The organism is Pseudomonas sp. Bc-h (assembly GCF_002080045.1).
Taxonomy (GTDB): Bacteria; Pseudomonadota; Gammaproteobacteria; order Pseudomonadales; family Pseudomonadaceae; genus Aquipseudomonas.
Window position 1 is genome coordinate 314,733 of record NZ_MUIN01000004.1, and the last position, 13,498, is coordinate 328,230.

The 13,498-nt window shown below is 59.9% G+C and carries 10 protein-coding genes and 1 pseudogene; 2 read left to right on the plus strand and 9 right to left on the minus strand.

What is annotated here, in order from left to right; translation table 11 throughout:
* Positions 1-178 precede the first annotated feature (178 nt).
* From BWR59_RS08420 to BWR59_RS08430, 3 genes are read right to left on the minus strand one after another with little or no spacing between them, the layout of a single operon-like run.
* Positions 179-3,307 (minus strand): efflux RND transporter permease subunit, encoded by a 3,129-nt coding sequence (locus BWR59_RS08420; RefSeq protein WP_081565175.1) that lies wholly within the window; start codon positions 3,305-3,307, stop codon positions 179-181.
* Positions 3,304-4,374: an efflux RND transporter periplasmic adaptor subunit gene (locus BWR59_RS08425; protein ID WP_081565176.1), complete on the minus strand. Its 1,071-nt coding sequence runs from the start codon at positions 4,372-4,374 to the stop codon at positions 3,304-3,306. The genes BWR59_RS08420 and BWR59_RS08425 overlap by 4 nt, the downstream gene beginning before the upstream one ends.
* On the minus strand, positions 4,371-5,498 hold the full coding sequence (locus tag BWR59_RS08430) for an efflux RND transporter periplasmic adaptor subunit (RefSeq protein ID WP_081565177.1): 1,128 nt from the start codon (positions 5,496-5,498) through the stop codon (positions 4,371-4,373). The genes BWR59_RS08425 and BWR59_RS08430 overlap by 4 nt, the downstream gene beginning before the upstream one ends.
* Before the next feature lie 157 nt (positions 5,499-5,655).
* Here BWR59_RS08430 and BWR59_RS08435 point away from each other — a divergent pair, with 157 nt between their 5' ends.
* A complete protein-coding gene (locus BWR59_RS08435; RefSeq protein WP_081565178.1) occupies positions 5,656-6,822 on the plus strand; it encodes an AAA family ATPase in 1,167 nt (388 codons plus the stop codon).
* A gap of 184 nt (positions 6,823-7,006) precedes the next feature.
* Here the strand turns inward: BWR59_RS08435 and BWR59_RS08440 are convergent, their stop codons facing one another.
* The 4 genes from BWR59_RS08440 to BWR59_RS08455 all read right to left on the minus strand — a co-directional run bounded on the left by BWR59_RS08440 (position 7,007) and on the right by BWR59_RS08455 (position 10,957).
* Positions 7,007-8,026, minus strand: a complete 1,020-nt coding sequence (locus tag BWR59_RS08440; RefSeq protein WP_081565179.1) for an ABC transporter substrate-binding protein — start codon at positions 8,024-8,026, stop codon at positions 7,007-7,009.
* 134 nt (positions 8,027-8,160) lie between these two features.
* Entirely contained in the window at positions 8,161-9,027 is an 867-nt protein-coding gene (locus tag BWR59_RS08445; RefSeq protein ID WP_081565180.1) for an ABC transporter permease, read from the minus strand.
* A 105-nt stretch (positions 9,028-9,132) separates the two neighbouring features.
* Complete coding sequence (locus BWR59_RS08450; RefSeq protein WP_081565181.1) at positions 9,133-10,014, minus strand: ABC transporter ATP-binding protein; 882 nt, start codon at positions 10,012-10,014, stop codon at positions 9,133-9,135.
* Positions 10,015-10,060: 46 nt separating this feature from the next.
* Complete coding sequence (locus tag BWR59_RS08455; RefSeq protein ID WP_081565182.1) at positions 10,061-10,957, minus strand: TauD/TfdA family dioxygenase; 897 nt, start codon at positions 10,955-10,957, stop codon at positions 10,061-10,063.
* A 265-nt stretch (positions 10,958-11,222) separates the two neighbouring features.
* Between BWR59_RS08455 and BWR59_RS32360 the strand changes: the two genes are divergently transcribed.
* Complete coding sequence (locus BWR59_RS32360) at positions 11,223-11,375, plus strand: hypothetical protein (protein WP_168184462.1); 153 nt, start codon at positions 11,223-11,225, stop codon at positions 11,373-11,375.
* 148 nt (positions 11,376-11,523) lie between these two features.
* Here the strand turns inward: BWR59_RS32360 and BWR59_RS08460 are convergent, their stop codons facing one another.
* Positions 11,524-12,309 carry a MetQ/NlpA family ABC transporter substrate-binding protein gene (locus BWR59_RS08460; RefSeq protein ID WP_081565183.1) on the minus strand — a complete coding sequence of 262 codons (786 nt, stop codon included), beginning with the start codon at positions 12,307-12,309 and terminating at the stop codon, positions 11,524-11,526.
* A gap of 318 nt (positions 12,310-12,627) precedes the next feature.
* Positions 12,628-13,455, minus strand: a pseudogene (locus BWR59_RS08465) (sigma 54-interacting transcriptional regulator); the annotation flags it as partial.
* Positions 13,456-13,498: the final 43 nt, after the last annotated feature.

Genomic DNA, 13,498 nt, shown 5'->3' on the forward strand with positions numbered 1-13,498 from the left:
AGGCATACCTGACCCTGCCCGATGGGCGTGGGAACCGTCTTTCTGCATATCTTCCGCAGAACCGCAGCAGGTCCGGTCTTGATTTCCTGTAGCAGTCCGGCTTGCCGGCGGCGGCGTCATTGAGATCGCTGCCGCCGGCAAGCCGTACTGTTACAGAAACGTGTTTGCCAGACAACGGTCACTCCGCCGCAGGATGCGCGCCCTCTTCGCCGTGTTCTTCCTTGTGTTTCTGCCGCTCGGCGTCGGCCTTCTCGCGCTGTTCCCTGGTCGGTTCCTTGATCTTGTACCAGGCCACATACAGCGCCGGCAGGAACAGCAGGGTCAACAGCGTGGCGATGATGATCCCGCCGATCATCGCGTAGGCCATCGGCCCCCAGAACACTTCGCGGGCGATCGGGATCATGCCCATGCTCGCGGCCGCAGCAGTCAGCAGAATCGGTCGACGACGATGCTGTGTGGCTTCGGCGACGGCGTCCCACGGTAGATATCCCGCGCGCTCGTATTCCTCGATCTGGGTCACCAGAATCACCGAGTTGCGGATGATGATGCCGATCAGCGCGAGAATCCCGAGAATCGCCACAAAGCCCATGGGCGTCCCGGTCGGCACCAGCGCCAGCACCACGCCAATCAGCCCCAGCGGCGCGACGCTCGCCACCAGAAACATCTTCTGCACGCTGTGCAACTGGATCATCAGGAAGGTCGCCATGAGGAACAGCATCAGCGGCACGACTTTGGCGATCGGTCCCTGAGCCTTGCCGCTCTCCTCGACCGTACCGCCCGTGGCGATTTTGTAACCCACTGGCAAATCGGCTGCGAACTTGTCGATTTCAGGCTTCAGGTCTTTGACCAGATCGGTCGGCTGGATCTCGTCGCGAACCGCCGCCTTGAGCGTGATCGTCGGCTTGCGATCACGACGCCAGACCAATGGCTGCTCCAGCTCGTAGCGCACGTTGGCAAAGGCCAGCAGCGGAATCGACGCACCGTTCTGGGTGACGATTTGGAGGTTCTGCAGGGTTTCCGGTGAGCCCCGCTCGGAATCCACCGCGCGCCCGACCACGTTGATCAGGTAGATGTCATCGCGCACCTGGGTCACGTTGGCCCCCACGACGATGCTGTTCATCAACTGCGCCACGTCTTCGGACGACAACCCGAGCTGCCGCGCCTTGTCCTGATTGATGTCGATGCGCAGCACTTTGCCGGGCTCGTTCCAGTCGTAAATCATCTCGCCGATGTGCTGATTCTTGTCGAGCAGGGTCGCCAGCTCGATGGCGTGCTGACGCACCTTGTCGATGTCATCGCCGCTGACCCGGTACTGAATCGGCCGCCCGACCGGAGGCCCCATTTCCAGCGGCTGAACGTAGGTGCCGATGCCAACGAAGTCTTCACGCAGGCGTTTTTTCAGGCGATCCATCAACGCGCCACGCTCTTCCAGACCCTTGCTGACGATCACGAACTGCGCGTAGTACGGGTTCTCCAACTGCTGGTCCAGTGGCAGATAGAAACGCACCGCACCCTGCCCGATGTAGGTGCTCCAGCGCACGATGTCCGGGTCGTCCTTGATGATTTCTTCGAGCTTGTCGACTGCCTTGCGCGTCTCATTGATCGAGGCGTTTTGCGGCAGGTTGAGGTCGAGCAGGATTTCCGGGCGGTCCGAGGACGGGAAGAACTGGTTCTGCACGAAGCGCATGCAGAACAGCGCCGTGGCGAACAGCGCGATGGTGATGAAGATCGCCAGCCAGCGATTGCGCATGGCCCAGAACATCGAGCCGTTGAACGACCGGGCGATGAATCCCGGCGGTTTTTCTTCGTGCTTCTTGACCTTGTCGCTGAGGATGTGGACCCCGATCACCGGGGCAAACAGAACCGCGACGACCCACGACACAAGCATCGCCACCGCAATGACCGCGAACAGGGTAAAGGTGTACTCCCCCGCCGAGCTGGCATTGAGGCCGATGGGCACGAAACCGGCCACGGTGACCAGCGTACCAGTGAGCATGGGGAAAGCGGTCGAGGTATAGGCAAAGGTTGCAGCTTGCTCCTTGGTGTCGCCGAGCTCCAGGCGCGTCACCATCATCTCTACCGTGATCATGGCGTCGTCCACCAACAGGCCGAGGGCGATGATCAGGGCACCCAGCGAAATCCGCTGCATGGTGATGCCGCTGTATTCCATGAAGACGAAGACCATCGCCAGCACCAGCGGAATCGAACACGCCACCACCAGCCCTGCGCGCACGCCCAGACTGATGAAGCTCACCACCAGGACGATGATCACCGCTTCGAACAGCGCGCTGGTGAACCCGCCGACAGCCTTCTCGACCACCTGCGCCTGATCGGACACGTTGTGCACGCCGACGCCGATGGGCAGGTCCGCCGTGGCCTGATCCATGCGCGCGTGCAGGTCCTTGCCGAATTCCTGAACGTTGCCGCCCTTCTTCATGGCGATTGCCAGGCCGATGGCCGACTTGCCGTTGTAGCGGAACTCCGGCTTGGCCGGGTCGACATAGCCGCGGCTGATTTCGGCGATGTCGCTCAAGCGATAGAAACGATCATTGAGCCGAAGATTGACCGTCTCAAGGTCCTTTTCCGACTGGAACTGCCCGGACGTGCGCACCGAAATCCGCTCCGGTCCAGCCTCGATCACCCCCGCGGGTGTCACGGCGTTCTGCGATTGCAGGCTTTGCACGACCTGCCTCTGATCCAGCCCCAGCGCCGCCAGTTTGCGAGTAGAGAAGTTGAGGTAAATCACTTCATCTTGCTGGCCGATCATCTGGATTTTGCCGAGACCCGGCACGTCACGAATCTGCACCCGCACCTGCTCGACGTAGTCACGCAGTTGGCGCAGCGTCAGGCCATCGGCGGTGAAGGCGTAGATCGAACCAAACACGTCGCCGAACTCGTCGTTGAACGACGGCCCTTGAATGCCCTGAGGAAAGGTGCCGCGTATGTCATCGATCTTCTTGCGCACCTGATACCAGATGTCCGGAATCGCTTCGGCGCTGGTAGTGTCGCGCAGGTACACGTAAACCGTTGATTCGCCTGGCCGGGTGTAGCTTTTCACGTAGTCGAGAGAGTCCAGCTCCTCGAGTTTTTTCTCGATGCGGTCAGTGACCTGCTTCAGGGTTTCATCGACGGTCGCGCCCGGCCAGCGGGTCTGGATGACCATGGTTTTGATGGTGAACGAGGGGTCTTCTTCGCGCCCCAGATTCATGTACGAGAACACGCCCATCAGCAAGCCGACGAACATCAGGTACCAGACGAAGGACTGATGCTTGAGGGCCCAATCGGAGAGGTTGAAATTCCCTTTCATCGTGGGCTGTCCTTATCGACTTTGACTTTCTGCCCCGGCTTGAGGCTGTTCACACCGGCGGTGACGACACGCTCGCCGCCCTTGACGCCGCCTGCGATAACGATGCGATCGTTGTCGCGGCTCACGACCTTCACCGGATGCGGCGACACGGTCTGATTCTGCATGTCGACGATCCATATCTGGGTCTTGCCGTCGACCTCCTGTAGCACGTTGGCAGGCAGTTCGATGCGTGGCTCGATGGCCGAACTGAGCGTGACACTGATCGCCGTACCCAAACGGAATGCTGCTGGGGTATCGGCCAGCGTCAGGCGTGCGCGACGGGTGCGGGTGGAGCTTTCGGCCTGGGGCTCCAGCTCACGTAACGTCGCGGTGGTGTTGATGTCCGGCTCCAGTTGGCTGGCGACCTTGAACACCACATCCTGGGGCAGTTGCTCGGCGAGCGGCGCTGGCAGGTCGATCACCGCTTCCTTGATGTCGGGACGCGCCAGAGTCACCACTTGCTCGCCGGCACTGACCACTTGCCCGGCCTCGGCTTTCCATTCGGTAACGACTGCCGCGTGATCGGTGCGCAACTCGCTGTAGCTCAACTGATCCTGAGACTGCTGCACCGAGGCCTTGGCCTGATCGTAGGACGACTTGGTGGTTTTTAGATCGGTCACGGCAACGTCCAGTGCTGCCTGTGCACCGACGCCGCGATCAAACAGCTCCTGCTGACGTCGGGCGTTGGCCTGAGCATTGATGTACTGCGCCTCGACGCGGGCCAGATCGCCCTGGGTCGAACGCAACTGATTTTGCAGATCGGTAGGGTCGAGGGTCGCCAGCAACTGGCCCTTCTCGACTTCACTGCCAACGTCCACGCTACGTTGCGCGATGCGCCCACCCACCCGGAAACCCAGCGTACTTTCGTAGCGTGCCTCGATATTGCCTGCGAAGCGCCCCAGGCTTTCCGTGGCCTGGGGTTTGACCTCCATGTACAGGACAGGCCGCACCGGCTCGGGCGGCGGCTCTTGCTTGCTACAGGCGGCAAGTAGCAGGCCCATGACCACAATCGCTGACAGACGCTTCATTGCGCTTCTCCTGTCAGGTTTTTGTAGGCGTTGACCAATTCCACCTGCATGTCCGGGTGCAGCAACTGGTTACCGGCAACCACCACTTTTTCGCCGTTTTTCAGGCCATCGATGATGATCACTTTGCCGGTCAGATAGCGCCCGACGGTGACACCGCGCAGGTTGGCTTTTTTCTGGTCATCGACCACCCAGACAGCAGGTTTGCCAAGGTCATCGCCCAGCCCCTTGGTCAGCGCCGACCAGGGCAATTCAACGCTTTGTCTGGCAGGCACCGTCAGTGCGGCGCTGACCACCGAGCCCAGATCCATGCCGTCGGGCAGTGAGTTCAGTGCGATTTTTACCTGCAGCGTGCCGGTTTGCGCGGACACCGCCGGCGTTACCTCGCGGACCTTGCCTGACGCCTTGATGGTCGGGTTGTCCAGCAATGTCACCTCGACCGGCTGATCGGTCGGTGGCTGGACGAACAAGGACTCATAGACGTTGAACACCGCATCTCGCTCGCCCGCACGGGCCAGGCTGAAAATCGGCATGGTCGCCTGCACCACCTGGCCCACTTCAGCTTGGCGCGCGGTAATGATTCCCGGCGCGTCGGCGATCAACGAGGTGTAACCCAGTTGCTCGCGGGCGTTTGCCAATTGCGCCTGAGCAGCCTTCAACGCGCTCTGGCTGCTGCGCAGTTGTGCTTGTGCGGAGTCGTATTCACTTTTGCTGGTGTAACCCTTGGGCAGGAGTTTTTGCTGACGTACGAACGCGGCGGCGGTCTGCTTCACGCGCGCCTGTTCGGCGGCTTCGGCGGCAATGGCCGAATCGACGTTGGTCTGCAGGTCTTTGGGGTCGAGCCTGGCCAGGACTTGTTTGGCCGTAATGCGATCACCGACATCGACCATGCGCTGAATGATCTTGCCGCCGACCCGAAACGACAGTTGCGTCTGCACCCTGGCCTGAATGTCGCCCGTGAGCGTCACGGCGGCAGCGAAGTCAGCAGTCTTGACCTCCTGAACCTGCACACGTGGACGAACGGGATCGGTGGGTTTTTCCTTGCCGCAACCTGCCAGCAGCGTCAGGCACAGCCCAAGCCCGAGAACGGCCAGGCTTTTCTGTAAAACCGAGGGTTGAGCGGGCATGCAAGCTCCTTGTACCAATGCCGTTGCCTGCACCACGCGGTCGAGCGCCGTCGTGATGTGATCATGCGACTGTGAGCGTAGATGAGGGTTCCTCACACCGCTAAACTCCGCCGAACATGATTTGTCATCCGCGAACGCACACAGCAAGGAAGGCCTGATGCTCACCACCCTGGCCGTCGCCAATTACCGCTCGATCAATACGCTGGTAGTGCCGCTGGCGCGCCTGAACCTGATCACCGGCCCCAACGGCAGCGGCAAATCCAACCTGTACCGGGCGCTACGCTTGCTCGCTGAAACGGCTCAGGGCGGCGTGATCAGCGCACTGGCTCGCGAAGGCGGGCTGAAATCCACCTTCTGGGCGGGGCCTGAGAGCATCAGCCGGCGCATGCGCAATGGCGAAGTGGTCATTCAGGGCGGTCCACGCAAGGACGTGGTGCGCCTGCGCCTGGGTTTTGCTGCGGAGGATTTCAGCTATGCGATTTCTCTGGGATTGCCTCCTCCCCCTCAAGCTGAAACAGCATTTGCGCTGGATCCCGAGGTGAAACGCGAGTGCATCTGGGCCGGGCCGCTGTATCGCCCTGCCAGTCTTCTGGTGGACCGCGCAGGCCCGATGATTCGAGTGCGCGAAGGCCGCAGTTGGGATGTGCTGGCGCAACACACCCCGACCTTTGACAGCCTGTTCGATCAGGTCGGCAATCTGCGTTCATCCCCAGAGGTGCTGCAGTTGCGTGAGAGCATTCGCGGCTGGCGATTTTATGATCACTTTCGCAGCGATGCCGACGCTCCGGCGCGTAAAGCACAATTGGGTACGCGTACGCCGGTGCTGCATCACGACGGCCGTGATCTTGCAGCAGCGTTACAGACGATACGGGAAATCGGCGATCCGGAGGCGCTGGATGCCGCCATCAGTGATGCCTTCCCCGGCGCCCGGGTCGCCATCAACGCGCAAGGCGGCGGGTTGTTCGCGCTGGAGTTTCATCAACAGGGGCTGTTGCGGCCGCTCTCGGCTGCCGAACTGTCGGACGGCACATTGCGTTATATGCTGTTGATCGCAGCGCTGCTGACCCCTCGTCCGCCGACCATGATGGTTCTCAACGAACCGGAAACCAGCCTGCACCCCGATCTTTTGCCTGCGCTGGCGAGACTGATCATTCGCGCATCCAACCGTTGCCAGGTCTGGGTCGTGTCCCATGCCAGCCGCCTGATCGCTGCGCTGGAGCAGGATCCGGAATGCAATTGCATCGTGCTGGAGAAGAATCTCGGGCAAACCGGGATTGTCGGGCAGGGAATGCTTGATGAACCGGCTTGGCATTGGCCGGATTGAGGAGCGTGTCGAGCAGGCAGGATTTCAGGAGCTTGCGTCTGCATCGATATCCAACTGCGGCGCAGAACAGGTGAGAGGGAGCTTGCTCGCGAAAGCGGTGTGCCATTCAGCCATTTGTGACTGACACTTTGCATTCGCGGGCAAGCGCCCTCCTACGGGGTTTCACTCATCTCAGCTTCGCAAATCAGCTACCCGCCCCAGCATGGGCCTCTTCGAAGAAGAAATCCTTCCAGCTGTCGGCCTTGTTTTTCAGCACGCCGATTTCATGCAGTTTTTCGGCATAGATGTAGGTGCGTTGTGGCACGACGGTGAAGTCGATTTCAGGATCGGAAACGATCTTCTCCACCAACGGCAGCGGCAACTTCGACTTTTCTACGTCGATGTAAGTCTTCGCCGCCGCAGGCTTGTCGGCCTTGATGATCTTCTCGGCCTCGGCCAGCGCGTCATAGAACGCTTTGTAGGTCTTAGGGTTTTCGTCGTGGAATTTCTGCGTGGTGTACAGCACGTTGAATGTCGCCTGACCACCGAGCACGTCATACGAACTCAGCACTTTATGCACGTTCGGATTTTCCAGCTCTTGATACTGGAACGGCGGGCTGGAGAAATGCGCGCTGATTTCCGAACCGCCCGCGATCAAAGCCGACGTGGCGTCCGGGTGCGGCAGGCTGACGGAAATATTGTCGAATTTTTTGTAGTTGTCGTTACCGAACAGCTTGGCGGTTTCAATCTGCAAGGTACGCGACTGGAAGCCCACGCCTGCGGCAGGAACGGCGATGCGGTCCTTGTCGGTGAAGTCGTTGAGGGTTTTCACCTCAGGCTTGTTGCTGAGCAGGTAGTTGGGCATGGAGCCCAGCGAGGCAATAGCCTTGACGTTCTGCTTGCCCTTGGTGCGGTCCCAGATGGTCAGCATCGGCGGCACGCCAGCGGATACCACGTCCAGCGCACCGGCCAGCAGCGCTTCGTTCATCGCCGTGGCACCGGAAATGCTGTTCCAGTCGACCTTGATGTCGATGCCCTGCTCCTTGCCATGCTTCTCGATCAGTTTCTGCTGCTGCACCACATCGAGAATCAGATAGCCGATGCCGAACTGCTGGGCGATGCTGATCTTGCCTTCGGCCTGAGCGCCGCTGCTCAACAGCGCGCCGACCAGACCGACCGTGGCCGCGAGTGCGGTGAGCACCGGATGTTTGATTGAAGTCCCCATAAAATCCTCACAAAAAAAGCGAAAAGTGTTGGCTGGCTTCATGTCCGGCAACCCGGTCCACTCGGCGTCTATCTGGAATGTCGTGTAGCAGTCCGGCTTGCCGGCGGTGGCGCCGCGCGGCTACAGAGCCCGTCTCAGCGCTGCATGCCCCAACGTTTGACGGTCAGGCGCTCGACGTTGCTGAACAGCAGGTTTTCCACCAGCAGGCCGATGATGATCACCGCCGCCAGGCCCGCGAACACCTTGTCGGTGTACAGCTCGTTGCGGTTCTGGAAGATGTACCAGCCCAGTCCGCCCTTGCCTGAAGACGCGCCGAACACCAGCTCGGCGGCGATCAATGTGCGCCAAGCGAACGCCCAGCCGATTTTCAGGCCAGCCAGAATCGACGGCAGCGCCGCCGGTATCAGGATGTACCAGACGAAGCGCAAGCCTTTGAGGCCATAGTTGCGACCGGCCATGCGCTGGGTTTCCGAGACGCCGAGAAACCCGGCGTAAGTGTTCAGGGCCAAGGCCCACAACACCGAGTGCACCAGCACGAAGATCAGGCTGTTTTCGCCCAGACCGAACCACAATAACGACAAGGGCAGCAGCGCGATGGCGGGCAGCGGGTTGAACATCGCGGTCAGGGTGCCGAGCAGGTCACGGCCCAGCTGCGTTGATACCGCAAGCGTGGTCAAACCGAACGCCAGAACGATGCCGATCAGGTAGCCCTTGACCAGCACTGTCAGGGAAATCCACACCTTGGCCAACAGTTCGCCGGTGACGACGCCATCGATAAAAGCCTGAGCGGTTTGCAGAAAGCTGGGCAGCAACAGGTCATTGCCCTGAATGCGCGCCGCGATTTCCCAGATCACCGCCAGGGCAATCAGAATCACGCTCTTGCGGACCCAGCTCAGTTGCCAGATGCGTTGGGCGAGAGGAATGTCGCGGGCCAGGTCTTCCTGCGTGAAAGGCTCCAGCGCGACTTCGTATTCCTCACGAATGGGGGGTGAAAGACTCATGGTGTTGTTCTCTTCGATGCAATCCGTCTGTAGCAGTCCGGCTTGCCGGCGGCGTCCTGGAAATCGCCTCCGCCAGCAGGCTGGACTGCTACAGGGAATTGAGTGTCAGTAGGCGATACGAATATCCTGGAACCGCAGATCCTGCTCGACCGCAGGCACTTCGCCCTCGTCGAACAGCAGGCTGTGGATACGTTGCGCCGAGCGCTGGAAATCCACACCGCCGAGGCTCTTCAGGTCGTATTGGTGGCTGTTGATCTCGGCACGTACACGCCCTGGATGCGGAGACAGCAGCAGAATCCGGTTGCCCACCACCAGCGCTTCTTCGATGGAATGCGTGACGAACAACAGTGTGAAACGCACCTCCTCCCACAGCTCCAGCAGCTCTTCCTGCATCTTGCGACGGGTCAATGCATCGAGGGCCGCGAAGGGTTCGTCCATCAGCAGGATTTTCGGCTGCATCGCCAGCGCGCGAGCGATAGCCACGCGGGCCTTCATGCCGCCGGACAAGGTGTGAGGGTAGGCATTGGCGAACGCGCTCAGCCCGACCTTTTCGAGGTAATGCCGTGCGCGCTCTTCTGCTTCGCGACGTTTCAGCGTGCGCGAGGCCAACAGCGGGAACATGACGTTCTCGATGACCGTCTTCCAGGGCGGAAGCTGGTCGAATTCCTGAAACACCACGATGCGATCCGGCCCCGGCTCCCGAACCTGCTGCCCGGCCAGACGAATCTGCCCTTCACTGGGCTGGATAAAGCCGGCGACTGCCTTGAGCAACGTCGACTTGCCGCAACCCGACGGGCCGAGCAGGACGAAACGGTCGGCGGGATCAACTTCGAAACTGACTTGATGAGTGGCCCGCACCACGCGTTCCGGCGTGCGGTATTCAAGGCTTACGCCCTGGACTTGCAACAGCGCTTCAGCGGTAGGCTGGTTGGCCTGTTGCTCGGTCAAGCGATCGCTAGCCGTGTGGCTTTGCAGAACAGCGTTCATGGAACGGGCTCCTGGGTCAGGATTGCCGGAATCTAGACGGCGTGAATCAGAATGGCGCATCGCCCTGAATAGTGGTGCGATGCAGGCGACGACGCAGGTGGTCGGGCGTCCCTCCAGCCAGGTGGATCAGCGAACGGTTGTCCCAGAACACCAGGTCGTTTTCCTGCCACTTGTGACGCAGGACATTCTCCGGGCGCACGCTGTGGGCGTAGAGCTCGTCGAGGATCGCGCGGCTTTCGTCTTCCGGCAGACCGACGATGTGAGTAGTGAAGCCTTCGCTGACGAACAACGCCTTGCGGCCGTTTTCCGGGTGCGTGCGCACGATCGGATGGCTGACCACCGCAACCTGCGCCAACTGCTCGGCGCTGAGGGTTGGACGCCAGTTTTGGGCGTTGTGGCCATCGCGATAACGAGAGGTGTAGCTGTGAACCGCATTGCGGCCTTCAACCGCCTTGCGCAGATGCTCAGGCAGGGTTTCCCAGGCTTGGTGCATGTCGGCGAACAGCGTGTCGCCGCCTTCGCTCGGCAGTTCCTGGGCATAGAGCATCGAGCCCAGGCTTGGCAGTTCTTTGTAGGACAGATCCGAGTGCCAGTATTTACCGGCATCCCCCAGCCCCACCGGCTGACCGTTCTCGACGATGTTGGAGACGATCAGGATTTCCGGATGATTGGCGAGCAAAAACTGCTTGAGTACGTGAATCTGCAGCACGCCGAAACGGCGACTGAAATCGATTTGTTGTTGCGGGGTGATCTGTTGATCACGGAACACAACGACGTGGTAATCCAGATGCGCGCGGTGTACGCGAGCGAAGTCTGCGTCATTCAGCGGACGGGACAGATCCAGGCCGACGATTTCCGCGCCCACCTTTTCGGCGAATGGACGCACATCGAACTGCTGATCCGGCGCTTGCGCAGACGTGGAAGCTTGGGAGGCTGCTGGCATGAGAACTCCGACTCCAAAAGGCATAGGGCTTAGGTGTCGGGAACTTTATAGGTATAAGAACAGAAATTTAAATATCGTTAGGGCATATGGATAGGTCGGAATGAACTAGCGCAGGCGCAGTGCCATTATCAGTAACCGGACGGATACCAAAGTCTAATCATCTGACGCGAACTCAAAGCGCAAGATGAGTGTCTATCTCGCATCTCGCAGCCAGGTATTGCTGCGATCGAACCGATGTCAGGGATAAGAACAAAGAGGACCGATCATGCCGGTACGCGGAAACGACAACGACCTATCGCACGACAAAGCGCACGAAGATAACGTGAAATTGCTCATCGCCCTGCGCCGCGCTCTGGTCACGCACGCAAAAACGCCGACGCATGTACGAGCCGTCGGCGTGAAAAACGTGCTTCATTAACCTCTGACCTTCGTCCTGAGAGCAATGAAACCCGTGGCAGGGAGCTTGCTCGCGAATCCGGTGTGTCATTCAGCACATCTGGGTCTGACACCCCACACTCGTGGGCAAGTCCCCTCCCACGTTTCATATCAGGCGAATTGCGCCTTCATCAGAACGCCGGCAGTACCGCGCCGTCGTACTTCTTGTTGATGAAGTCTTTGACCTGCTGGCTGGTCAGCGCCTTGGACAGCTTCTCGATCGCGTCGGTATGGGCGTTGTCGGTACGGGTGACCAGGTAGTTCACGTACGGCGAGTCGGCACCTTCCAGAATCAGCGCGTCCTTTTTCGGGCTCAGCTTGGCTTCCAGCGCGTAGTTGGTGTTGATCATGTCCAGGTCGACCTGATCCAGAACGCGCGGCAGAACAGCGGATTCCAGCTCACGGAACTTGAATTTCTTCGGGTTGGTGGCGATGTCTTTCGGCGTCGCCAGCGCGTCGGTCGGGTTCTTCAGAGTGATCAGACCGGCTTTCTGCAGCAGCAGCAGAGCACGACCGGCATTGCTGCCTTCGTTAGGAATGGCGATGGTTGCGCCTTCCGGCAATTCAGCCAGCGACTTGTACTTCTTCGAGTAACCACCGAACGGTTCGACGTGTACGCCAACGCCGGTCACCAGGGTTGCGCCCTTGCCTTTATTGAAGCCGTCCAGGTATGGCTTGGTCTGGAAGTAGTTGGCGTCCAGGCGTTTTTCGTTCAGCTGAACGTTAGGCTGTACGTAGTCGGTGAAGACCTTGATTTCCAGATCCACGCCTTCTTTGGCCAGCTCAGGCTTGATCAGCTCGAGAATCTCGGCGTGCGGAACCGGAGTTGCGCCAACTACGAGTTTCTCGCCGGCCTGGGCAGCGCCAACAAAGGAGAGGGCTGCCGCCAGTGCGGTAAACAACAAGGTCTTTTTCATGCGATGTCCTTAGGAAAAATCCGGTCGCCTTTTGGGCAACTCTGTCTCGATAGTGCCGCGGGTTCGACCCTTGGCAGGGTGGCGGCTGAAGCGGACATTACCGAGATTTTTTATGCCAAGACAATACTTTTTAATCGTACGCTTATGCATTTTTGATCTCAGAAGGCACAAAGCCATCAGACCAAGGGTGTCAAAGCGCTCTATTCCGCAGCTTTTACTGCGAAACACAATCTGTGGGGGAGCTTCCGGAGGTTACGACGGTGGCGAGAAGGACTGTCTGACACTCCGTCGTAACCTTCCCACCGAAGACTAGCGAGTTGGCAAACTCAGATGCTCCGGGAGAATCTCCTCACCACTGCTGACCAGCAGAGCAAAATGAATGACATTCTCAAGCTCCCGCGTATTCCCGGGCCAGTAATGCGCTTCGAGCAGCTTCTGCGCCGCCTCGCTGATCAATGGCATTGGAAAATCCAGACGCTGGCTGTAAATCCCCAGAAAGTACTCGGCCAGCGGCAGGATGTTGCCGGGCTGCTCACGCAGCGCCGGAAGATCCAGCCGCCCTTCGCTCAGATACCGGTAAAGTCGCTCGTGAAACTTGCCTGCCGCGACTGCCCGGCTCAGATCGATGCTGGTCGCGGCCACAAGGCGCACGTCCACAGGGCTCGGCTGTTGAGCACCGACACGGGTGACTTCATGGTTTTCCAGCGCCGACAGCAGCTTGATCTGGATCGGCAACGGCAGGTCTGCGATCTCGTCCAGATACAGGGTGCCCCCCGTCGCCGAACCGAACCAGCCCGCACGACTGCTGGCCGAACCGCTGTGTGTGCCCGCCGCATAACCGAACAACTCGGCATCGGCATAGGTCGGACTGATCGCGCCGCAGTTCACCGAGACGAACAGCCCCGAGCGATCACTGCCGCGATGAATGTGGCGGGCCAGCAATTCCTTGCCGGAGCCGGACTCGCCGCGAATCAGCACCGGTAGATCGAGCGGCGCCAGTTGCTCCATTTCCTCGCGCAGACGTCGCGAACGGGGGTCGAAGAAGACCAGCGCCTTGGCACGTATGCTCAGCGGGCTTTTTTCAGCGTCAGGGAAGGTCAGCAGCGGCTGAGGTGCGGGGTGATCCTGAAGATTGGAATGGCTCATGGCAGTCTCCCGCCCAAGCCTTCCGGGCCGGAGCGTTAAAAAA